Below are 20,246 nucleotides of genomic sequence, written 5' to 3'. Positions count from 1 at the left end.
CCGCTGCCGCCGCTACGCCGCTGCTCCTCCCGCTACCTTCCGAGCAGTCGCCGGACGCGGTCCGCGCCCACGGCCAGCAGCAGCGTGGGCAGCCGCGGGCCCGTGTCCCGGCTCACCAACAGCCGGTAGAGCAGCGCGAAGAACGTCCGCTGGGCCACCTTCAGCTCCGGCGTCGGCTTCGCGTCGGCCGGCAGTCCCGCCTGGAACTTGGGCACGCCGTAGACGAGGGTGGTCAGACCCTCCAGCGACCAGTGCGTGTCCAGGCCATCGGCCAGTAGCCGCAGCGACTCCTGGTCCTGCTCGTCCAGCGAGCCGAGCAGTTCCTTGTCCGGCTCGTCGCGTACGAGGGTGCGCTGGTCGGCCGGTACGTAGGTGGAGATCCAGCTCTCGGCGCGGTCGAGCCGGGGGCGTACCTCATCCAGCGAGGTGATCGGGTGGGCCGGGTCGAGTTCGCTGAGGATGCGCAGCGTCTGGTCCTCGGCGCCCGCCGTGACGTCCACGACCGATGCGAGTGTGCGATACGAGAGCGGGCGCGGCGTGCGGGGCAGCTCCGCTGTCGCGGTGCGGGCCGCCCGGGAGTGCGCGGCGACGTCGGCGGGCAGCGCGGTGCCATCCGCCACCTTGGCCTCCAGCTTGTCCCACTCGTCGTACAGCCGCTGGATCTCCTGGTCGAAGGCGATCTTGAAGGACTGGTTGGGCCTGCGGCGCGCGTACAGCCAGCGAAGGAGCGGGGCTTCCATGATCTTCAGAGCATCGGCCGGTGTCGGCACGCCGCCCCGTGAGGACGACATCTTCGCCATCCCGGAGATGCCCACGAACGCGTACATCGGCCCGATCGGCCGCTCGCCGTCGAAGATGCCCACCATCTGCTGCCCGACTTGGAACGACGACCCAGGCGATGAGTGATCGACGCCTGAGGGCTCGAAGATGACGCCCTCGTACGCCCAGCGCATCGGCCAGTCCACCTTCCACACCAGCTTTCCGCGGTGGAAGTCGGTCAGCCGGACCGTCTCCGAAAAACCGCACCCTGCGCAGGTGTAGGTCAGGTCGGTGGTCTCGTCGTCGTACGCGGTGACGTTGGTCGTGTCCTTGCCGCAACCGCCGCAGTACGGCTTGTACGGGAAGTAGCCCGCCGCGCTGACGGCACCGTCGTCCTCGGCCGCCGCGCCGGAGCCCTCGGCGGCTTCGAGCTCCGCCTCGTCCACCGGCTTCTGTGACTTCTTCGGCGGCGCCTTCTTGGTCCGGTACTGCGCCAGGATTGCGTCGATGTCGGCGCGGTGCTTCATGGCGTGCAGCACCTGGTCGCGGTAGGCGCCGGTGGTGTACTGCTCGGTCTGGCTGATCCCGTCGTACTCCACGCCCAGTTCGGCGAGCGCTTCGGTCATCGCGGCCTTGAAGTGCTCGGCCCAGTTCGGGTGCGGGGAGCCGGCCGGCGCCGGCACGGAGGTCAATGGGCGCCCGATGTGCTCGGCCCAGGACTCGTCCACGCCGGCTACCCCGGCCGGCACCTTGCGGAACCGGTCGTAGTCGTCCCACGAGATCAGGTGCCGCACTGCGTGGCCACGGCGCCGGATCTCGTCGGCGACCAGGTGCGGGGTCATGACTTCCCGCAGGTTGCCGAGGTGGATCGGGCCGGACGGGCTAAGGCCCGAGGCGCAGACGACGGGTTTGCCCGGGGCGCGTCGCTCCGCCTCGGCAATGACCTCGTCTGCGAAACGGGAGACCCAGTCGGCCTCGATGGTCTGAGCCACGGTCGGCACTTCCTTCCTTGCGGTCCTAGCAGTGACCATCCTCCCAGACGACAGGGACCGGTCCGAAGTTATCCACAGGGCCCCTCCCAGACGGCCCCTCCCAGACGGCGCGGGTCCACGCCGGTGCGGTGTGGCTCGCGCGCGTGGCCCGGCCGGGCGCACGGACGCGCGAGCTCGTACGTGCCTCGTATGCAACTCTTACGTTCTTACGTGAAGAGCCCACCGCGTACGCCAGCCGCGCGCCCCGTACCCCAGGCGCCCACCGCGTGCTTCAACAGGAAACCGGTTGGACGCACCGTGGGATACTTGACCGACTCTTCGCACCTCTAAAGGAATGGCACCCCTGTTATGGCCTCGGTCCCTTCCCTTGCCGCTACGGTCCATCAGCGCGTCGCGAACGCCCTCTCGGCAGCACTGCCGGAGTCCGGCTCGGCCGACCCTCTGCTGCGACGAAGCGACCGGGCCGACTTCCAGGCCAACGGGCTGCTCGCCCTCGCGAAGAAGCTGAAGGGCAACCCGCGCGAGCTGGCGGCCCAGGTCGTGGGCGTACTGGACGGCACCGCCGCCGGTGCGCAGCGCCCGGCGGACGACGTACTGAAGGACGTCGAAATCTCCGGCCCCGGCTTCCTCAACATCACCGTCAGCGATCAGGCGATCGTACGGACGCTGGCCGCTCGCGCCGCCGATGAGCGACTCGGCGTCCCGTACGCGGCGCAGCCCGGCACCACGGTGATCGACTACGCCCAGCCGAACGTGGCCAAGGAAATGCACGTCGGCCATCTGCGCTCGGCCGTGATCGGCGACGCCATGGTGCGCATCCTGGAGTTTTCGGGCGAGCAGGTCGTCCGGCGGCACCACATCGGGGACTGGGGCACCCAGTTCGGCATGCTCGTCCAGTACCTGATCGAGCACCCGCACGAGCTCGACCACCGCACCGCGGGCGAGGGTGAGGTCTCCGGCGAGGAGGCCATGTCCAACCTGAACCGGCTCTACAAGGCGTCCCGCGCACTGTTCGACTCCGACGAGGAGTTCAAGGTCAGGTCCAGGGACCGGGTGGTGGCGCTCCAGTCAGGCGACCCGGAGACGCTGGCGCTGTGGCAGCACTTCGTGGACGAGTCGAAGATCTACTTCTACTCGGTCTTCGACAAGCTCGGCATGGAGATCCGCGACCCGGACGTGGTGGGCGAATCCGGCTACAACGACATGCTCGACGACACGTGTCGCATGCTGGAGGAGTCCGGTGTCGCGGTGCGCTCGGAGGGTGCGTTGTGCGTGTTCTTCGACGATGTGAAGGGCCCGGACGGCCAGCCGACGCCGCTGATCGTGAAGAAGTCGAACGGTGGCTACGGCTACGCGGCCACCGACCTCTCCGCCGTACGTGACCGGGTCCAAAACCTCAAGGCCAGTACGCTCCTTTACGTTGTGGACGCCCGGCAGTCGCTGCACTTCCGGATGGTCTTCGAGACGGCGCGCCGGGCGGGTTGGCTGGGTGACGACGTCAACGCGGTGCAGTTGGCGTTCGGCACGGTTCTGGGCAAGGACGGCAAGCCGTTCAAGACCCGGGAGGGCGAGACCGTACGGCTGGTGGATCTGCTGGATGAGGCGGTGGACCGGGCGGCGGTCGTGGTCCGCGAGAAGGCCCAGGACCTCACTGACGAGGAGATCGCCGAGCGCGCAACCCAGGTCGGCATCGGCGCCATCAAGTACGCGGACCTGTCCACGTCGGCGTCCCGTGACTACAAGTTCGACCTGGACCAGATGGTGTCGCTCAACGGCGATACGAGCGTGTACCTCCAGTACGCGTACGCCCGCATCCAGTCCATCCTCCGCAAGGCGGGCGACACCGGCCCCACCGCCCACCCGGAGCTGGAACTCGCCCCGGCCGAACGCGCATTGGGCCTACACCTGGACCAGTTCGCACAGACACTGGCCGAGGTAGCCGAGGTATACGAGCCGCACAAGCTGACCGCGTACCTCTACCAACTCGCCTCGCACTACACCACGTTCTACTCGGAGTGCCCGGTCCTCAAGGCGGATTCCCCGCAGCAGATCGAAAACCGCCTGTTCCTGTGCGACATCACCGCCCGCACCTTGCACCAGGGCATGTCCCTCCTGGGCATCCGCACCCCGGCACGCCTGTAGCGGTACCGGGCCACCCTTGGCCCGTCCCCGGGCGCGGGGCGGGCGGGGTGCTGGTGAGGCTGGGGCGTGGGTACGGGTGGGCGTGCGGACGATCCATGCGAACCCGCCGATATGGGCGAGCGGTCGTCAGCCGTAACGGACGAAGCCGTCCGTCGCGATCTTCACGCCCAACGCCGTCAGCTCGACGCTTTCGCCATACCGGCCGCGCGGGCTGCCCTGGTACGCACCATCGCGGGGCACGGTACGCAGCGTCCAGGTACCGTCGCGCGGATCAACGAGCAGGTACGTCGAAATGCCAACGTCGGCGTACCAGGCGACCATGTCCCGGCTGTCCTTGGTGCTGTTGCCCTTGGAAACGACCTCCACCACCAACTCCACATCGGCGGGATCGGCCAGCCAGTCGTCCGACTCCCCAAACCCGGCATCGCAGACCAGCAGATCAGGGGTCGCGTAGTCATCCTCGTCATCCGGCATGGTTACGGAGGCGATCTGAAAGGGCCGCAAACGCTCCTGCAAAGCGGGGCGAAGTTGGTCGTAGAGGGCGTTGATGATCCCGGCGTGCTTGCCGCGCGAGGTCGGGGAGATCATGAGGACTCCTCGGATGATGTCGGCGCGCAACCCGCTCGCCTCTTCGGCGGCCTCTGCGGCCCGACGCAACGGCGTCATGGTGCGCCCGGGGGTGGTCAGGGTCATGGCGTCTCTCCCTTCCGCTACGCGACTCTCGTCGCGGCGCTGTGGGCCGGCTCGAACCGTGGCAGCCCAGCCGACACCGGCCCCGCCTCGCAGCGGCGAGGCGGGGATCACCCGGCGCGGGGCGGGGACCGGAGGAGGCCCGGGTCGGGTCGGGTGCTGGCTCGGCGCGGCTCGGGTCGGGCGGGTCGGGTCGGACTCAGTACGCGTTCTCCGCCGACGCCCCTTCCGGAACCTCAAAGCAACCGGACACGAGGGTCGCCTTGAACAGCGGCTTTTTCAGGCGGGAGTTCGGCGATGGTTCCAAAAGGCCGATGTGCACGGAAAACTTGGCCTTCTCATTGGTGGCCCTCAGATAGCGGTCCCTGGCCACGCTTTTCTCCCGGCCATGCTCGGTGATGGTCCAGCCCTTCTTCGGCATCTCATCGATGAGTCGATCCATCGCTACTCGCATCTTTTCCGCCGGCGGACCCCACAGCGACCATCCGCTGCGGATCAGGTAGAACTTGTCCGCATCGTCGCCCTCACACGGCCGGACACCGGGCCCTACGTTCGTCATTTCGCCGTCCAGATCGATAATTTCTTCCAGTCCGGCGCTCAGCGCTTCGGCATCTGCCTTGGCATGGGCGATTGGCTTGACCCCAGCATTGCCGTGACGGCCACCGTTTGCGTCGGACATCATTGAGCACCCTGCCAGCCCGGTTATCAGCGCCACGATAAATGCGGCGATCAAGGTTTTTGCACCAACTCCGCTAATCCACACATCGCCCGCCATCCCCTTACCGCTGTCGCACCAATCCGTACCGGCCCGGGCAGACGTCAGTATTTGTCCCTCGCCGACTGGCCATCCGGGACCTGGAAGCAGTCCGATGCAAGGCCCACATAGAGCAAGGGCCTGGTCCGTCCGGAGTTAGGCGAGGCTTCAAGGACGACTATGTATACAGAAAATGCCCTTTCCGTGCTATTGGCTTTCAAGTAATGTGACTTGGCTACGCTGTTCTCCCGGCCGTGCTCGGTGATATCCCAGCCACTCTTCGGCATCACCTTGCTGAGCCGACCCATCGCCCCCCGCAAGTCCTGTGCCGGTGGGCCCGCCAGCGACCAAGAACTGTTGATGCGATAGAACTTATCCGCGTCCTTGTCGCCGCACGTTCCGACTGAGGTCACTGGTTCCTTCAGGTCACCCTCCAGGTCAATAATTCGCAGCAATCCATCGGATAGCCCACGAGACTGCGCTTTGACCTCGCCGATATCCTCGACCGTTGACTCATTGTCGGCCATGCTCGAACACCCCGTCATTCCGATCGCTAGGGCCATAAATAAGGCAGTGAAAGCGATTTTTGGCCGACCCATAAAAGCTACCCCCACGCTGGCCATTTTACCGACCCCTCCTACTCACGTTGTCATAATCCCCCACGACAACGCGCGCCTGATTAAGGAGAGTCTCAGAATCCCTGTCCCAGTAGCTACCGTGTCCGCTCGTGTCGGTACGCATCGGGTTTGCTCCGAAGCGTTCGTTGCTTGGCGTGACGTAATCCACGCCGGTATCGAAATGGTATTCCGTGCGGCCATGTTTCATACGGCCAGCCTCCGGTATAGGGTCCCCCGAGGCTTCTTCATTCCACACATGCCCGCGAGGGACGTCCAAGTCCGTCGCCCGTCCCACTTGAACGCCAGGGCTGCCTAAGGTGACGATGTCGTCCGCATTGAGATCTCCTTGGCGAGCTGCGGAGCCGATCAACGTGGTGCCATAACTGTGGCCCGTCACGGTGAGGTGACCGGGTGAACCTGCCTCGTGTGAAGCATTCAGGCCATCGACGAATCTGTTCAAACTCGGTGCGCCATTATTGGCATAATCGCTGGAGACGGCTGCCTTCGCACCCTGCGGCGCGTCGTAGCCGAGCCACGTGATGGTTGACACGCTGCCGCCATCGGAAACGGCATCGGAAACGGTCCACAGAGTGGTTGCTCGCTTGATATCGTGGGCGAGATTGCCAAATCCAGCATTGGTTCCCGGCACGTACACCGCTGTGTGGTCGGCGGTGTCCGGGTTGCCGTTGGCGATGACGGCGCGCCCCCTACCCTCGGGGGAGAACCCCAGAAGGTACGCTCGCGGGAAACGGTCATCTCCGGGTTCGATATCACGCTCGAAGCGCTTCCGGATATCGCCCATCCCCTTGAGCGACGCCTCAAGCTGGGCTTTCTTTCCAGCCCACTCTCTATCCCACTTGACCCATTCAGTTGTCTTGGTCGCCATGGGATTCCCCTTACTGCCCGGCTGATATTTCCACGGCTCTGCGGGGATGGCGTTGAGCTGAGTTTGGTAGTCGGCCCGCTTCTCTGCGAGGACCACACGGTTAGCCGTGTCGCGGACGTCGGACGGGATGCCGTCCAGGGCGCCGACACTTGCCGGGTAGAGCGCGGCGTAGTCTGCCTTATCGTCCCCCGAAAGCCCTTTCCACCACTCGGCGTTCTCCTTGGGAGACTTGTCTTTGGGTATGCTCCCCTCCGCAAGGCTTCCAGTTGCGGTACGTACTGTTCCCATGTCCCGTTGCGCGTCCACCCAGTCCGCGTCGGAAACGTTCAGGTCGTTATCCGCGTGGAGTCGCCCCAGGGCCTGCGCGTAACGGGTGTCCACCTCCGTGGCTTCCTTGAGTGCAGCCCCAACACGGTCGGCATACTCCTGCGCCTTCGCCCTTTTCGGGTCCGCGTCCGACCCAATGACCACGACGGGCCGCTCGCCCTGCACGCTCTTCTGTGGGGTGGTCGGAATCGTTGGGTCCGCTTCGACCCAGTGCACGGAACCGTCCGGCTTGATGGTGAACTTCTCCGCCTCGGCCTCCGCCACGACATCGAGCAGCTTCTTCTGCGCCGCGCCGAGTTCCTCGCCCAAACCGTTGAGCGCGGCGCGCACCAGGCCGCTCTCCACCTGAACGTAATGGAAGTTCTGCGCGAGCCGTCGCAGCCGTACAACGGCGGCGTCAACCCCCTCGCCTATCAGAAGCTTCTGTAGCTGCGTGGCGATGTCATCCGATACGCGGTCCTTGGCCGCGCTCGCTGCACTGCTGAGTTTGTGCCACCCGTCTGCGGCTTCTCCGAACTCTGCCGGACGCAACTGGGTCAGTTGGGCGAAGGTCACCATCGGGACTGACCCCCTTCGCCCGGCGCGGGTCGGCCGGTGTCCGGCTTCTCGTCCGGTCTGGTCTGCTGTTCCGTGAACGCGTCTTTGATCGCGCTGTCGGTGTAGTAAAAGGCGTTGCCGGATTTCTCGAGTTTGCCCTTGAGCTCATCACACTCGCGATGCAAGAGCTCGATCTTGCGCTGCCATGACCGATATACGCTGCCTTGCGTCACGGCACTGAGTAAGCCCTCCATAGCCGCGTCACCGCCGCCCGCTCCGCGTTGTCCCTCAGTCAACCCACCCACAGCGGACCGCATGATGCCGATCACCGAGCCCACGCCTTGGGACGCCTGATTCCACGCGGTCCTGGAACTCCGTAGCTCGCCCCGGCCGTTGTCGCCCTTTGTCACACCGGCACTCGCCAATTGCAGTCGGTCCGACGCGTCCTTCTTGAGTTGTTCCCACTCCTGATTGAACGTCACCCGTCCCCCTAGGTCACCCACGCCACCGAAGCCACTGTTGACTCCCTGGCACCTGAAAGTAACAGGCTGTGTGCGGTTCGGCGCAGGTGGGCCTACCGTCAAGTAAGCGCCGGATAGCGGGAGTCGGCGTACGCCCGGCTTCGCGGTGGCCAACTGGAGGTACGCGGGGCGGGTGTTCACCAGCCGCCGCGGGGAGCGTGCCGGGATCGGCAGCCAGTCACAGTCCACCGGACGGCCGCGAGCTCGGTAGGTGACTGCTCAAGCGCATCGGCGATCCGCCACTCGCGAAGGCGTGGCGCGCGCTCGGCCCGGGCGAACGCCTCGATGGCCCCCACCTTGCGCAGTCGCCACACCAGCCGCCCACACGAGGCTCCCCGCCAGGCCCTACGCGGCCACGCTCCGCGCAGCGCCCGACGCCAGGCGCGCACGCAGCCGCTCCTTGGCCCCCGGCCACTCGTCGGCGAGCATCGAGTAGTACACGCTGTTTCGCCAGGTGCCGTCCGGCATGCGTATGTGGTGGCGCAGTACGCCCTCGTGGTGTGCGCCGAGCCGGGCTATTGCCTGCTGGGAGCGGACGTTGAGGTGGTGGGTCTTCCACTGCACACGGCTCATGCCCAGTTCCTCGAAGGCGTGCGTGAGCAGCAGCAGCTTGGCCTCGGTATTGACGGCTGTGCGCCACACCTCCCGTCCGTACCAGGTGCCGCCTATCTCCAGCCGCTCATCGCGCACGCTGATGTCCAGGTACGACGTCTGCCCCACGGCCCTACCCGTGTCCGGCAGCACGGCCGCGAACAGGATGGCCTCCTTCCACTCGTCGGCGAGCTGCGCCCCGACGATGCGGCGCAGCTCATCCTCCGTACGAGGGGTAGGAGATGACAGCCAGCGCCAGACCTCGTCGTCGTCGCCGCCGGCGCGGAAGAGGTCGGGCACGTGGTCGAGGGTCAGCGGCTCCAGTCGCACGGCGCGACCCTCAAGGACCGTAGGGACAGGGTTCACGGGAGGCATGAAAAAAGGCTATGCCGGCTTCGCACTAGATGCAAGAGTTTTTTGCACTAGAGCGAAAAAGATGCGTCGCATCTTCGGCGGGGATCGGCGTCATGCTGCGGCGTGCTGATAGGCCGAGTAGGTCAAATAGCCCGCGTCGCCACCCTGGTAGTACGTGGCCGGGTCGTCGGGGGCGATCGGAAGCCCCGTACGTAGCCGTTCGACCAGGTCGGGATTGGCGATGAACGCGCGGCCGAAGCCGATGAGGTCAGCACCCAGCCCGAGCCAATGATCGGCGTCGGCCCGACCGGTCTGCTTCGGCCCCATCGGGAGCGTCGGGTTCATGATGAGGGTCCCTGGCCAGGCACGACGCAGGGCGACCAGCACCTCTTCATCGGTGGTGGCTTCAAAATGGACGTAGGCCAGGTCGAGTCCGGCCAGCTCGGTCAGCAACTCGGTGTACAGCGCGCGCACCTCGGTGTCCTCAACCCCCCAGAAAGAAGCACCGGGCGAGAGCCGAATGCCGGTCCTGGCGCCGCCGATGGCCTGCACGGTCGCGGACGCCGCCTCCACCGCAAACCGGATGCGGTTGGCCACCGAACCCCCGTAGCGGTCGGTGCGCAGGTTGGCGTTCGACGAGAGGAACTGCGAGATCAGATAGCCGTTGGCGCCGTGCAACTCAACGCCGTTAAACCCGGCATCGACGGCACGGCGCGCAGCCTGGGCGTACGACTGGGCGTGCTCGGGCACCTCAGCGGTGGCCAAGGCGCGCGGCATCGGCGGCGGCTTGAGTCCGGTCGGAGTGAAGACGTCACCGAGGGCGGGAACCGCCGAAGGCCCGATCGGCTGCAACCCGGTGGTGTCCGGGTGGGATACCCGACCGCCATGCATGATCTGGGCGAAGATCCGTCCACCGTTGGCGTGTACGGCATCGGTCACCGGCAGCCACGAGGCAACCTGCTCGTCGGTGTGCAGCCCCGGTGTACCCGGATTCGATTGACCGATCAAGCTCGGCTGCACGCCCTCGGACACGATCAGCCCAGCTGTCGCCCGCTGGGCGTAGTAGGTAGCCATCGACGGCGTCGCCAGACCGCCGGCGGCAGCCCGTACGCGGGTCATCGGGGCCATCACCACCCTGTTGGGCAGCACCAGTTCACCGAGTTGGTAATGGTGTAGAAGGTTCGACATGTGAGGCTCCTCGATGATCACCGGTACCCATTTCCTGGGCTCGCCAGCTACGCTAAAACCTCACATCAGCGTCAGGGGTAAGCCTTTATGGCGCAGATCACAGCCGGAGGGCGCCATGCGCATCGGGGAACTAGCGTCGCGAACCAGCGTCAGCATCCGGTCGCTGCGGTACTACGAGGAGCAGGGGCTGCTCATCAGCGAGCGCAGCGCCAGCGGACAACGGCATTACACGGACTACCACGTTGATCGGGTGGCGTTCATTCAGCGGCTGTACGCGGCGGGACTGTCCAGCCGCACCATCGGCGACATGCTGCCCTGTGTCGATGCGCCCAGCACAGAGAACTCCGGCGCCGCACTGGAGCGCATGGCCCAGGAGCGCAAGCGACTCTCCCAGCACATCGCAGATCTCCGGCGCACCCGGGACACCCTCGACGAACTCATGAAACGGCACAAGCGCATCATGAGCGTCCGGGAGCACCAGTGACCGCCCGCAACAAGCCAGCCAGCGACAGCGCCCCCAAGCCGGGCGCTCGCGCGACGGATGGCCCCCGTTGTCCAAGCCCATCCCGCGGCGGGTCACTGACGTGTCGGGGTCATGCTCCTTCTTGGCCCTGATCGCCGCCCCGACGTGCGCCTTTGCGCCCGTCCTCGCCCTTGTCCTCGGCCGTCCCCAGTTCGAACCAGATCAGCTTGCCCCCGGTCGCGAACACACCCTCCTTGATGGCGAACCCATCCCACCGGTCCGCGCACATATCGAGCAGCCCCAACCCGCGTCCGCCCACCGAGCGTTCGCTGACGGGCCGCGCCCAGTGGGGCGGCGGAAGTTCGGGGTTCTCGTCGATCACACTGACCCGCAGCCGCTGATCCGACCACGTCACCCGCACGGTGGCGCCGCCGTCCGAGTAGCGGTAGGCATTGGTGACCAGTTCGGAAGTCAACAGCTCGGCCGTTTCACCCAGTTGCGCCAGTCCGTGTTCATCGAGCAGCATCCGCACGGCATGGCGCGCGAAGCGTGGGCTGCGTGGATCGTGGGGGACGTCGATGCCGTACGACCACGAGTCGGGCGGCTCCGGCGGTTCGAGGAGGGCGGGGGCGTGAACGTCGTTGCTCATGCGGATCTCCCTGCGGACGTGCGGACTTCCGCTCACGCGGGTGCGGCGCCGTGCGGTGGCTTGCCGCGCCTCCCACCCGCTAGGTGTCCTCCGCCGGTGCACGATCGGCGAGGCCCTATCGGGGGCGATGCAGCCTGTTTTCGGGCTGCGGACATGGGGGAGGTACGGTGCGCTTCCGGCTTACTAGCGCCACTGCGTGAGTGACCTGACACACACCGTAAGGGCAACGGAGCAATGTTGCTAGTCTCTGAGAGCAATACATCACTCCTTAGACGTACGGGGTGATCCCCGGCAGACTGTCGGCCATCGAGGGGAGAGGAGGCCCATGACGTCGCGAACGACACCAACTGCACGTCAGCAGCGACTCGGTGCGGAGTTGCGCAAGCTGCGCGAGAAGGCGGGCATGACCGCGCGTGAGGCGGGTGCGCTGCTGGGCGGCAACCAGGCACGTATCAGCAACATCGAGACGGGCCGCGCTCCAGTCAGCGCGACGATGGTCCGTACCCTCGCCTGCAATTACGAGTGCGACGACCAAGCCCTGATCGACGCACTCGCGGGCATGACCGGCGAGCGCAAGCGCGGCTGGTGGGAGGAGTACCGGGGCGTCTTGCCGCCTGGCCTGTTGGATTTGGCGGAGCTTGAGCATCATGCGACCGGGCTACGCATCGGTCACACTGTGCACATCCCGGGCCTGCTTCAGACGATCGACCATGCGCGGACTGTCTTTCAACAGGTAGTGCCAACGCTCTCGCCGCCGGAGGTAGAGCACCGACTGTCTCACCGAATCAAGCGGCAAGCAGTGATGTACCGCGACACTCCGCTTGCCTTCACCACCGTGTTGCACGAGGCGGCCATCAGGATGCAGTTCGGCGGTCCAGGCACCGCACGCGCGCAGTTGCAGCACCTTCTGCACATGAGCGAGCGTGACCACGTCACCATCGCGGTCATCCCGTTCGCCAGCGGCGCGTTTCCCGGCTCGGGACAGTCCGTCTGCTACGCCACGGGAGCTGTGCCCCAACTCGATACGGTGCAACTCGACCAAAGCCATGGGTCCGTGCTTTTGGATGCGGAAGCACAATTGACTAAGTACCGCACGCTTCTCGACAGGATGGAGTCCGCCGCCCTTAATCCAGGGGCGTCCCGCGACTTCATTCGCAACATCGCCCGCGATCTCTGAAAGGCAGGACCGTTGACCATCCTGAACTGGCGGATGTCCTCTTACTGCGGCGAAGGAAACAGTTGCCTCAACCTAGCCGCCACCCCCGGCGGCACCCTCCACCTCCGCGAGAGCGAAACGCCCGAGACTGTACTCACCACCGCCCCCGCCACCCTGCGAGCCTTCATAGACACGGTGAAGACGGGCAAGCTCGACCACCTCAACGCATAGCCGCACTCCGGCGAAAGGCGGCGACGATGACCACTCCGATCTGGCACAAGTCCTCCTACTGTGGCGAGGGTGCCAACTGCCTCAACGTCGCCGCCACCCCCAACGACACCCTCCACCTCCGCGAAAGCGAGACGCCCGAGGTTGTGCTCGCCGCTACCCCCGCCCAGCTTCGGGCCCTGGTACGGGCCGCGAAGGCGGGGCGGTTCGATGTGCCTGGGGGCGGGCGGACGGACGCCTGACGGTCAGGAGCGGGGTCAGGGGGCCCCGGCACCCGCCGATCAGCGGGTGTCGGGCCCGCACAGGGCCTGGTTCACCAGGCCCTGGAAGGCGCGTTCGGCCTTTATCAAGTGGTCGTAGTCCACCTTCTTGCCGCTCGCCGCGATCACTACGCCACGCTTGCCATCGGCCGTGAAGCCGGTACGCACCACGCCACCGTCGATGTCTCCCCCATGGCCCCACCGGACTCCGCCGCAGGTGAGCGGCTGCCGCATCAGGCCAAGGCCGTATTGCAGGTCCGGCATGACCTCGTCGAACTCCTCGGACACGGGGACGACGGCACGCATCTGCTTCAACTGGGCCGCTGGCAGGAGACGGCCGGTCAGCAACTGCGTGTAGAAACGGTTCACATCGCGCTCGGTGGTCACCATGGCGCCCGCCGCGTCGCCCCACGTCATGTTGCGTGTGGTCGTATCCGTCCACCCCTTCGAGCCCGGGAACACGTGATAGGTGTGCGCGTGCGGGCCGCGTAGGTACGGGTCGTCGCCCGGTGCGTACGTCCCCTTCAGCTTGAGCGGCTTGGTGATGCGCCGCTTGACCTCCTCGCCCCACGGGTGGCCGGTCGCCTTCTCGATGATCATGCCGAGCAGGACGTAGCCCGGATTGTTGTACTTCCACTTGGGGGCGGGGTCGTTCGGGTCAGCGGCCGGGAAGTCGGGTTCGTGCTTGACCGCACCGGCGATGAGCCGCCGCGGCTCGATGTGGAGGAACCTCGTCCGCTCGAAGTCGGCCGCCGTCTCCCCGATGTCCTCGGTGATGTCGTAGTTGTGGAGGCCGCTGGTGTGCTGGAGCAGGTTCTTTATCGTGATGCGGCGACCGTCGTTGCCCTTGCCGGCGACTAGGCCGGGCAGCCACTCCTCCACCGTGTCGTCCAACGCCAACTGGCCTTCGGCGACAAGTTGCATGATCACCGTGGCGACGAAGGTCTTGGTCACGCTGCCGGCGCGGAAGGAGGCACCGCGCGGAACGGGCCGGCCGGTATTCAGCTTCGCCTCACCGGCCCGGGCGCCGATGTGCCGCCGCCCGTCGCGCAGTTCCACCGAGATGTTGACGTACCCGGCCTCGCGTAGCGTCCGCTCCACCGCGCGCTGCAACTGCCGCTGAGTGAGCGGCTTTCGCGCCCCCCTACTGCCAGGGGCTTCGGCGTCAGCTCCGGGCCCGGCGGCCTGGCGCGGGGCAGATGTGGTCGGTGCGCTGCGTGCGGTGGCGGCGGCGCCTGGCGCTGCGGCCACTACCCCGGCCAAGGCCGTGGTCAGCGCGACGGCGGCGGTAAGGCGGGACCGTAGGGCTGTGTTCCGTGAGTTCATGGCTCACCAGCGTTCCGGCCGGCCACGTCCACGGCCATGCGGGCAGCGCCCTAACCCGGCCGGGGGGTATCCCCCTGGGACTGCGGGCCCGGGGTCCCAGGCCCTAGCGGCCACCGGGACCAGGGTCCCAGGCGGCGGCGGACGTCCACGAGGTAGCTTGCGGTAGGTCGGTGAGCAGGGGGGCTAAGTGGACTCGGTGTCCGTGGTGTCGGCGGCTGTCGCCGTAATCGGCGCCGTTTTGACGGGCTTTTTCGGCTACTGGCAGCAGCGTCGGCTACACGCCCGTACAGAGCGGAACTTCATGGAGCGCTACCGCTCATCTCTCGCTCTGGCCGCTTATGACCTGCAAAGTCGCCTGTACAACGTTCTCCGTGGCCATGTGATCGACCAGACGTCGGCGGTGGGTCACGCCGGCTATCTGACGCTTTTTCTCAGCCACGGAACGCCGGCGGAGGCCGCGTACGCGCGGCGTAGCACCGTGTTCGTACTCGCGGAGTACTTGGGTTGGGCGGAGATTCTGCGCCGGGACATCCAGTTCCTCAACTTGGGACGCAGTCACACCAACCGGAAGATCATGCGCAAGTTGGGACAGGTCGGCGAGCTCGTCGGCCGGGTCTCGCAGACCGGCAACGAACTGCGGGTCTTCCGCGCCCACCAGCGCGCGATCGGCGAGCTGATGGTCCACCCGGACAGCGTCCCCGGTCAGCGTTGGTGCCTCGGTTACGCGGAGTTTTGTCGGCGCCTTGACCATGACGAGGGCTTCGTGCCCTGGTTCGCCCACCTGCTGGACGATGTGGACCGCCTCGCGGTCGATCCGGCCCCCGCCATGGCCCGGTTACAGGCACTCCAAAACGCCTTGGTCGAGCTGATCGACCTGCTGGACCCCGCGGCCGTACAACTGCCACGCAACCGGCGGAAGTTCGACCTCGCCACGCAACTGATCGACGCGCAGAACCAGCCGTAGCCGACTGTGCGCGGCACCGTCACCACGACCAGCCCCCGGCGCCGCGCGGCAGCCTCAAGCCTCCAACACGCTCAGCAGTGCGACCACTTCGGGGCTCAGCCCCCGAGGCCGGCCGCGATCGCCTCGATATCGGACGGGCTGCCGGTCATGATCGTGCGGACGTGTTCGGTGATCGTCTCCAGCGGCCAGTCCCACCAGGCCGCCCGGAGCAGCCGCTCGACGTCGGCGTCGTCGTATCGCTGCTTGACGGTACGAGACGGGTTGCCGCCGACGATCGTGTACGGGGGCACATCCGCGACGACGACGGAGCCCGTGGCGACGATCGCGCCGTCCCCTATGGTCACGCCCGGCATCACCGTCACGCCCCGCCCGAACCACACATCGTTGCCGATGACGGTGTCGCCCCGGGTCTCCATCTCGGTGAAGATGTCCGCCGTGCGCTCCGCCCATGACCCACCGAAGATCGTGAACGGGAAGGTGGAGACCCCGCGCGTGTAGTGGTTGGCGCCCGCCATGACGAACACCGTGTCGGTGGCGATCGCGCAGAACTTCCCGATGACCAACCGCTCGGGCCCGTACGCGTACAGCACGTTGCGTTGCTCGAAGGACTCGGCGTCGTCGGGGTCGTCGTAGTACGTGAACTCCCCGATCTCGATGCGCGGGTCGGTGACCAGCGGCCTGAGTAGCACCACCCGCTCGTGTTCGGGCAGCGGGTGCAGCACACCGGGGTCGGGGATGTGCACGGGGCGTGGTGCGCTGCCCTGGTCGGGGTGCGGTGCGGGGCTGTGGTCGGACATCGTCGTACGTCCTTCGTGCAGGGGCTTTGTCGGTACCGGCGGCGGGGCCGGGCCTCATTGTCCCTCAGAGGTCCCGGCAGACGTCGTTGGGCAGGTGCTTTGAGCAGGTGCTTTGAGCAGGTGGCCTTGGGTTGACCTGGGCGTTGGCCTCTGCTGGGGCCTTTCGACCACGGGGCTTCGGCATAGGACATAGGCATAGGACATAGGACATGGCATTCGGCACGCTGCACAGGGGGCGCGGCGCGCAGCACATGAGGCGCGACACGCGGCACATGTCACGCAGGACACGAGAAACGGTCCATGCAGTCTGGGCCAAGCCGAGGCAACATCCCCGTTAATGGCCGGAGTTCGCCCTAGCCGACGCCTCCGCAGTTCCTTAGCATCTCGCTCGATTGGCATGCGCATGTCCGCTCGGATCATCTGCGCCTGTGCCTCTTTCGCTCCATCGTTTACGGGTTCCGGCGGTCGCCGCTCGCGTGAAGAACGTCCCCAGCACCTCAGCGACCCCTGGGCTCCCCCAAAAATGCCCGATCCCCAAGGCAAACGATTGGACCCCCATGTACACCGGCATGCTCGCAACTACCGCGGCAGTAGGACTGTTCTCGGCGACGCTCTCTCCCCAGAGCCCGGCCACGATCGAGAACCCGCCCACCGACAAGATCGTGATCGAGGTCGCGACGGTGAACGGCTCGGGATGCCCCAAGGGAACGGCCGAGGTGGCCGTCTCCCCCGACAACACCGCCTTCACCGTGACGTACAGCCGCTACCTGGCGAGAGTCGGCGGTCAGTCCGACCCGACCGACTACAGAAAGAACTGCCAGCTCAGCCTCATCGTGTACGTCCCGAGCGGCTTCACCTACGCCGTCGCCAGCGCCGACTACCGCGGTTACGCGTCCCTCCAGCCCGGTGCAACCGCGCAACAGAAGGCTTCGTACTACTTCCAGGGCTCACCGGACACGGCGTCCATGACTCACCCGTTCAAGGGCCCGAAGGAGGACAACTGGCAGGCCACGGACAAGACCGACTGGGGCCAGATGGTCTGGGCGCCCTGTGGCGTACGGCGGAACTTCAACGTCAACACCGAGTTGCGCGTCAACGCGGGCACCTCGGACCCGAAGAAGACCAGCTTCATGACCATGGACTCCACGGACGGTGACATCAACACCGTCTACCGGCTCGCCTGGAAGCAGTGTCCCAAGCCCTGACCTGCGCAGCGGGTGACGGAACTCCGCTGAGCGGCGTTCCCGTACGGCTGAAGGAGCGCGCCCTTCAGCCGTACGAGGCAGCCGGTACCCACCTTCGCCCGACGACTGCCGTCAGGACCTCTCAGCTACCGGAGGAACGCGACGGACGCGACGGATCACTCGCACACAGCACATCGCGGGCCGGCCGCTTGCCGGTGACGAGGAAGTCAGTCACCACTTGGTCACCACACGCGTTGCCGTTCGACACGTACACTCCGTGCCCCATCTCATCCACCGACACCATCCGCGCCCGGTCGCCGAAGGCGCGGCGCAGGTTCACCGCGCCACTGTGCGGGGTGGCTACATCGCGCAGGTTCTGTGTGAGCAGCACGTTCGACGGGCCGTGCGATGTGATCCGGGTGGCGGGCTCCTTCGGCGCGTACGGCCAAAAGGCGCACGGCATGACGCTGGCGGGCATGCCGGCCGTGAGCGGATAGCGCGCCCGGTTCTTGGGCACTTCCCGTTCGTATGCGGGCAGTGAGCGCGGCCAGGAGACGTCGTTGCAGATGGTGGCGATGGAGACAGCGATGTTGTTGCGTAGCTCGTCGTCCGTGGGCGGTGTGCCGGGCGTGGGCAATGTGCCGCCCGTGCGCGCCGCGTTGATCACCTTGGCGAGGAACGGGAACCGGTTCTTGAGGTACAGGCTGTCCACCATCGTCTGGCGCAGGTGGTTGCCGGTCAGTTTCGCGGGGTTGGCACCGGGCCAGTCGAGCGGGGCACGATCGAGCTGGGCCGCGAGCCGCAGGAACATGGGGCGCACCTGTTCGGGGCGGTCGGCGACGCGATCCGCGTTGCCGGGCCGCGTCGCCCACTTGGCGAAGTCCGGGAAGGTGTCCTCGACGCCCACCCCATAGTTCGCCATCCACTGCCGCGACACCAGCCGCGGGTTGGGGTCATCGTTGCTGTCGAGTACCCAACGGTCGGTGCGGTCGGGATACATCTGCGCGTAGACGGCACCGGCGTACGTCCCGTACGAGACACCCCACGCCGACAGCTTGCGCTCGCCGAGCGCCCGCCGGATACGGTCGATGTCCCTGGCCTCGTTGCGGGTGCTGATGTTGCGGGACAGCTCTCCGCCGTCGCGGGCACAGGTCGCCGCCATGTTCCGGCCGCGCGCCGCGGCCCCGGTGATGCCGCCGTCCACGTCGGGCCACGGCCGCAGATTCACCGTTGCCAGCTCCCCGTGCCCAAGGCCGCAGGTCACCTGGGTGCTCTGGCCAACGCCCCGTGGGTCGAACCCGATGACGTCGTACGCGTCGCGCACCTCCTGCGGCAGCCGCTGCCCCTTGGTGGATGGCCCGTTCAGGCCCGGACCGCCGGGTCCGCCCGGGATCAGCAGTAACGCGCCACGCCGGGTGGACGGTTGCTCGCTGCGGATACGGGAGACGGCGATGTCGATCTGGCGGCCGTTCGGGTGCGCGTAGTCGAGGGGAACCTTGACCGTGGCGCACTCCTGACGCTCATCCGCGCCGTCACCCTCGCACGGGCCCCAGGTCAGGGAGGTCGTGGAGGCACCTTGGGTGCGAGCGTCCGACGTGCGGGCGCGGTCTGTGGAGGAGGCGTCGGTCGCGGGGGCGGCGCCCAGCAGGGACGCGGCGAGTACGAGTACGAGAGCCGGAGCCGCGCGCAGGGCCGCTCTGTTTTCGCCACGCGCAGCGCTCCAGCCGAACCGCGCGGGCTGACGGGGCTCATTTAACTGGCGCTTTTGGTGCTGTCGGTGCTCTGGGTGCTGTCGGTGCTGTCGGTGCTGTCGGTGCTGTCGGTGCTGTCGGTGCTCTGGGTGCTCCATGCCATGGAGGCTCTCCTAAGTCTGAACCAGGGGCCAGTGGGCCAGGTAGCCGGCCGATCAGGGGGATAACCCCATTGCCCGGGGCGGCCAAGGTCCGGTCCGCAGCCACTACTTCACGTGTATGCAGCATGGACACCAGGCATAGGCCATGGCTGCACTCCGCGTACACAGGGACGCACCAATTCCGCTAGGTTAGCGGCTAGTTGTGGGCGCACTTCGCGCCACGGTGACCGTCTCAGGGCAACTTTCTCGCCCCACGGCGCGTCCCACCGCACAGAGGCACAACCGATCCAAGCGCAACCGATCAACACCAACATGGGGGTAAACAATGCGACGGTGGGGCACTGCACTGGCCGCGATCGTGCTGGCGGGCGCCGGTCTGACGGCGACTGCCGCTACGGCCTACGCTGCCACGCCATCGGCGACGACGGCAGACAGCGACCGTGATCCGATCTGGGGCGTCAGCCCGGCCAGTACCCCCTGCGACCCGATCTGGGGCAGTGGCGAGAAGACCGCCGAGCCGACGGAGTACAAGCCGCTGGAGAACATCAGGACCGGCCAGCACGCCTGCTTCGACCGCATGGTCTTCGACGTCCGCAGCGACGATGATCGGCAGATCGGCTACCGCGTGGGGTACGTCAAGGAGCTTCGCCAGGACGGTTCCGGCGACCTGATCAAGGTCAACGGCGGCGCCATCTTGGAGGTGCGCGCGGCGGCACCGAGCTATGACCCAGAGACAGGCAACGCCACGTACAACGGGCGGGCCGGCCAGCCGCTGCCCGGCGTGAACCTGTCCGGCTACCAGACGTTCAAGGACGCTCGCTTCGGCAGCAGCTTCGAGGGTGACACACAGATCGGCGTCGGCGTCCGCGCACGGCTGCCGTTCCGGGTGACGCAGACGGACAACCACCTCATCGTGGACGTCGCCCACTCCTGGACCGCGACGCGCTAACACCGGCTGATACAAGCCAACATCGGCCGCCAGTCGCTCGGCCAACGTCGGCCCGCCGGT

At 66.7% G+C, this 20,246-nt stretch carries 20 protein-coding genes; 8 read left to right on the top strand and 12 right to left on the bottom strand.

Going from position 1 to position 20,246, the window contains the following annotated elements; all coding sequences use genetic code 11:
- Positions 1–32 precede the first annotated feature (32 nt).
- The gene (gene lysS / locus FHS42_RS24240; RefSeq protein WP_184575418.1) at positions 33–1,760 is read right to left on the bottom strand and encodes a lysine--tRNA ligase; all 1,728 of its coding nucleotides are present in this window, start codon (positions 1,758–1,760) and stop codon (positions 33–35) included.
- A gap of 339 nt (positions 1,761–2,099) precedes the next feature.
- On the opposite strand from lysS, the gene argS reads away from it, so the two are divergent.
- Positions 2,100–3,893 (top strand): arginine--tRNA ligase, encoded by a 1,794-nt coding sequence (argS, locus tag FHS42_RS24235; RefSeq protein ID WP_184575416.1) that lies wholly within the window; start codon positions 2,100–2,102, stop codon positions 3,891–3,893.
- 126 nt (positions 3,894–4,019) lie between these two features.
- Here the strand turns inward: argS and FHS42_RS24230 are convergent, their stop codons facing one another.
- From FHS42_RS24230 to FHS42_RS24200, 7 genes are all read right to left on the bottom strand, one after another.
- Positions 4,020–4,586, bottom strand: coding sequence for a Uma2 family endonuclease (locus FHS42_RS24230; RefSeq protein WP_184575414.1), 567 nt, complete (start codon positions 4,584–4,586; stop codon positions 4,020–4,022).
- Positions 4,587–4,782: 196 nt separating this feature from the next.
- Complete coding sequence (locus FHS42_RS24225; protein WP_184575413.1) at positions 4,783–5,358, bottom strand: hypothetical protein; 576 nt, start codon at positions 5,356–5,358, stop codon at positions 4,783–4,785.
- A 44-nt stretch (positions 5,359–5,402) separates the two neighbouring features.
- A complete protein-coding gene (locus FHS42_RS24220; protein ID WP_184575411.1) occupies positions 5,403–5,864 on the bottom strand; it encodes a hypothetical protein in 462 nt (153 codons plus the stop codon).
- A 97-nt stretch (positions 5,865–5,961) separates the two neighbouring features.
- Entirely contained in the window at positions 5,962–7,725 is a 1,764-nt protein-coding gene (locus FHS42_RS24215; protein WP_184575408.1) for an alpha/beta hydrolase, read from the bottom strand.
- A complete protein-coding gene (locus FHS42_RS24210; protein ID WP_184575406.1) occupies positions 7,719–8,186 on the bottom strand; it encodes a hypothetical protein in 468 nt (155 codons plus the stop codon). Before FHS42_RS24210 ends, FHS42_RS24215 begins: the two co-directional genes overlap by 7 nt.
- A 384-nt stretch (positions 8,187–8,570) precedes the next feature.
- Positions 8,571–9,191: a GNAT family N-acetyltransferase gene (locus FHS42_RS24205; RefSeq protein WP_184575404.1), complete on the bottom strand. Its 621-nt coding sequence runs from the start codon at positions 9,189–9,191 to the stop codon at positions 8,571–8,573.
- A gap of 90 nt (positions 9,192–9,281) precedes the next feature.
- Positions 9,282–10,358 (bottom strand): alkene reductase, encoded by a 1,077-nt coding sequence (locus FHS42_RS24200; protein ID WP_184575401.1) that lies wholly within the window; start codon positions 10,356–10,358, stop codon positions 9,282–9,284.
- A gap of 115 nt (positions 10,359–10,473) precedes the next feature.
- Here FHS42_RS24200 and FHS42_RS24195 point away from each other — a divergent pair, with 115 nt between their 5' ends.
- A complete protein-coding gene (locus FHS42_RS24195; RefSeq protein WP_184575399.1) occupies positions 10,474–10,842 on the top strand; it encodes a MerR family transcriptional regulator in 369 nt (122 codons plus the stop codon).
- Positions 10,843–10,951: 109 nt separating this feature from the next.
- Here the strand turns inward: FHS42_RS24195 and FHS42_RS24190 are convergent, their stop codons facing one another.
- Positions 10,952–11,470 (bottom strand): ATP-binding protein, encoded by a 519-nt coding sequence (locus FHS42_RS24190; protein ID WP_184575397.1) that lies wholly within the window; start codon positions 11,468–11,470, stop codon positions 10,952–10,954.
- Positions 11,471–11,795: 325 nt separating this feature from the next.
- Between FHS42_RS24190 and FHS42_RS24185 the strand changes: the two genes are divergently transcribed.
- From FHS42_RS24185 to FHS42_RS24175, 3 genes are read left to right on the top strand one after another with little or no spacing between them, the layout of a single operon-like run.
- The gene (locus FHS42_RS24185; protein WP_184575395.1) at positions 11,796–12,647 is read left to right on the top strand and encodes a helix-turn-helix domain-containing protein; all 852 of its coding nucleotides are present in this window, start codon (positions 11,796–11,798) and stop codon (positions 12,645–12,647) included.
- A gap of 12 nt (positions 12,648–12,659) precedes the next feature.
- Complete coding sequence (locus tag FHS42_RS24180; RefSeq protein ID WP_184575393.1) at positions 12,660–12,857, top strand: DUF397 domain-containing protein; 198 nt, start codon at positions 12,660–12,662, stop codon at positions 12,855–12,857.
- Between the two features lie 26 nt (positions 12,858–12,883).
- Positions 12,884–13,096, top strand: coding sequence for a DUF397 domain-containing protein (locus tag FHS42_RS24175; RefSeq protein ID WP_184575391.1), 213 nt, complete (start codon positions 12,884–12,886; stop codon positions 13,094–13,096).
- Positions 13,097–13,135: 39 nt separating this feature from the next.
- On the opposite strand, the gene FHS42_RS24170 is transcribed toward FHS42_RS24175, so the two are convergent.
- A complete protein-coding gene (locus tag FHS42_RS24170) occupies positions 13,136–14,440 on the bottom strand; it encodes a serine hydrolase domain-containing protein (RefSeq protein ID WP_184575389.1) in 1,305 nt (434 codons plus the stop codon).
- A gap of 187 nt (positions 14,441–14,627) precedes the next feature.
- Here FHS42_RS24170 and FHS42_RS24165 point away from each other — a divergent pair, with 187 nt between their 5' ends.
- Positions 14,628–15,404 carry a hypothetical protein gene (locus tag FHS42_RS24165; RefSeq protein WP_184575387.1) on the top strand — a complete coding sequence of 259 codons (777 nt, stop codon included), beginning with the start codon at positions 14,628–14,630 and terminating at the stop codon, positions 15,402–15,404.
- A gap of 95 nt (positions 15,405–15,499) precedes the next feature.
- Here the strand turns inward: FHS42_RS24165 and FHS42_RS24160 are convergent, their stop codons facing one another.
- The gene (locus FHS42_RS24160; RefSeq protein WP_184575386.1) at positions 15,500–16,201 is read right to left on the bottom strand and encodes a CatB-related O-acetyltransferase; all 702 of its coding nucleotides are present in this window, start codon (positions 16,199–16,201) and stop codon (positions 15,500–15,502) included.
- Positions 16,202–16,758: 557 nt separating this feature from the next.
- On the opposite strand from FHS42_RS24160, the gene FHS42_RS24155 reads away from it, so the two are divergent.
- A complete protein-coding gene (locus tag FHS42_RS24155) occupies positions 16,759–17,406 on the top strand; it encodes a DUF4360 domain-containing protein (protein WP_184575384.1) in 648 nt (215 codons plus the stop codon).
- A 121-nt stretch (positions 17,407–17,527) separates the two neighbouring features.
- On the opposite strand, the gene FHS42_RS24150 is transcribed toward FHS42_RS24155, so the two are convergent.
- Positions 17,528–19,234 (bottom strand): alpha/beta hydrolase, encoded by a 1,707-nt coding sequence (locus FHS42_RS24150; protein ID WP_184575382.1) that lies wholly within the window; start codon positions 19,232–19,234, stop codon positions 17,528–17,530.
- A 328-nt stretch (positions 19,235–19,562) separates the two neighbouring features.
- Here FHS42_RS24150 and FHS42_RS24145 point away from each other — a divergent pair, with 328 nt between their 5' ends.
- Positions 19,563–20,186 carry an AMIN-like domain-containing (lipo)protein gene (locus FHS42_RS24145; RefSeq protein ID WP_184575380.1) on the top strand — a complete coding sequence of 208 codons (624 nt, stop codon included), beginning with the start codon at positions 19,563–19,565 and terminating at the stop codon, positions 20,184–20,186.
- Positions 20,187–20,246 lie beyond the last annotated feature (60 nt).

This window comes from Streptomyces zagrosensis (assembly GCF_014203645.1).
Classification (GTDB): domain Bacteria; phylum Actinomycetota; class Actinomycetes; order Streptomycetales; family Streptomycetaceae; genus Streptomyces; species Streptomyces zagrosensis.
The sequence above is the reverse complement of the archived record's forward strand: the minus strand, read 5'-3'. Positions and strand labels throughout refer to the sequence as shown.

What these genes read in the sequence shown, in the direction of transcription:
- FHS42_RS24175 (WP_184575391.1), top strand. Translation starts at nt 12,884, where the DNA reads ATGACCACTCCGATCTGGCACAAGTCCTCCTACTGTGGCGAGGGTGCC.
- FHS42_RS24185 (WP_184575395.1), top strand. Translation starts at nt 11,796, where the DNA reads ATGACGTCGCGAACGACACCAACTGCACGTCAGCAGCGACTCGGTGCG.
- FHS42_RS24205 (WP_184575404.1), bottom strand. Translation starts at nt 9,191, where the DNA reads ATGCCTCCCGTGAACCCTGTCCCTACGGTCCTTGAGGGTCGCGCCGTG.
- FHS42_RS24145 (WP_184575380.1), top strand. Translation starts at nt 19,563, where the DNA reads ATGCGACGGTGGGGCACTGCACTGGCCGCGATCGTGCTGGCGGGCGCC.
- argS (WP_184575416.1), top strand. Translation starts at nt 2,100, where the DNA reads ATGGCCTCGGTCCCTTCCCTTGCCGCTACGGTCCATCAGCGCGTCGCG.
- FHS42_RS24155 (WP_184575384.1), top strand. Translation starts at nt 16,759, where the DNA reads ATGTACACCGGCATGCTCGCAACTACCGCGGCAGTAGGACTGTTCTCG.
- FHS42_RS24170 (WP_184575389.1), bottom strand. Translation starts at nt 14,440, where the DNA reads ATGAACTCACGGAACACAGCCCTACGGTCCCGCCTTACCGCCGCCGTC.
- FHS42_RS24190 (WP_184575397.1), bottom strand. Translation starts at nt 11,470, where the DNA reads ATGAGCAACGACGTTCACGCCCCCGCCCTCCTCGAACCGCCGGAGCCG.
- FHS42_RS24230 (WP_184575414.1), bottom strand. Translation starts at nt 4,586, where the DNA reads ATGACCCTGACCACCCCCGGGCGCACCATGACGCCGTTGCGTCGGGCC.
- FHS42_RS24150 (WP_184575382.1), bottom strand. Translation starts at nt 19,234, where the DNA reads ATGGAGCACCCAGAGCACCGACAGCACCGACAGCACCGACAGCACCGA.
- FHS42_RS24215 (WP_184575408.1), bottom strand. Translation starts at nt 7,725, where the DNA reads ATGGTGACCTTCGCCCAACTGACCCAGTTGCGTCCGGCAGAGTTCGGA.
- FHS42_RS24160 (WP_184575386.1), bottom strand. Translation starts at nt 16,201, where the DNA reads ATGTCCGACCACAGCCCCGCACCGCACCCCGACCAGGGCAGCGCACCA.
- FHS42_RS24225 (WP_184575413.1), bottom strand. Translation starts at nt 5,358, where the DNA reads ATGGCGGGCGATGTGTGGATTAGCGGAGTTGGTGCAAAAACCTTGATC.
- FHS42_RS24220 (WP_184575411.1), bottom strand. Translation starts at nt 5,864, where the DNA reads ATGGCCGACAATGAGTCAACGGTCGAGGATATCGGCGAGGTCAAAGCG.
- FHS42_RS24195 (WP_184575399.1), top strand. Translation starts at nt 10,474, where the DNA reads ATGCGCATCGGGGAACTAGCGTCGCGAACCAGCGTCAGCATCCGGTCG.
- FHS42_RS24200 (WP_184575401.1), bottom strand. Translation starts at nt 10,358, where the DNA reads ATGTCGAACCTTCTACACCATTACCAACTCGGTGAACTGGTGCTGCCC.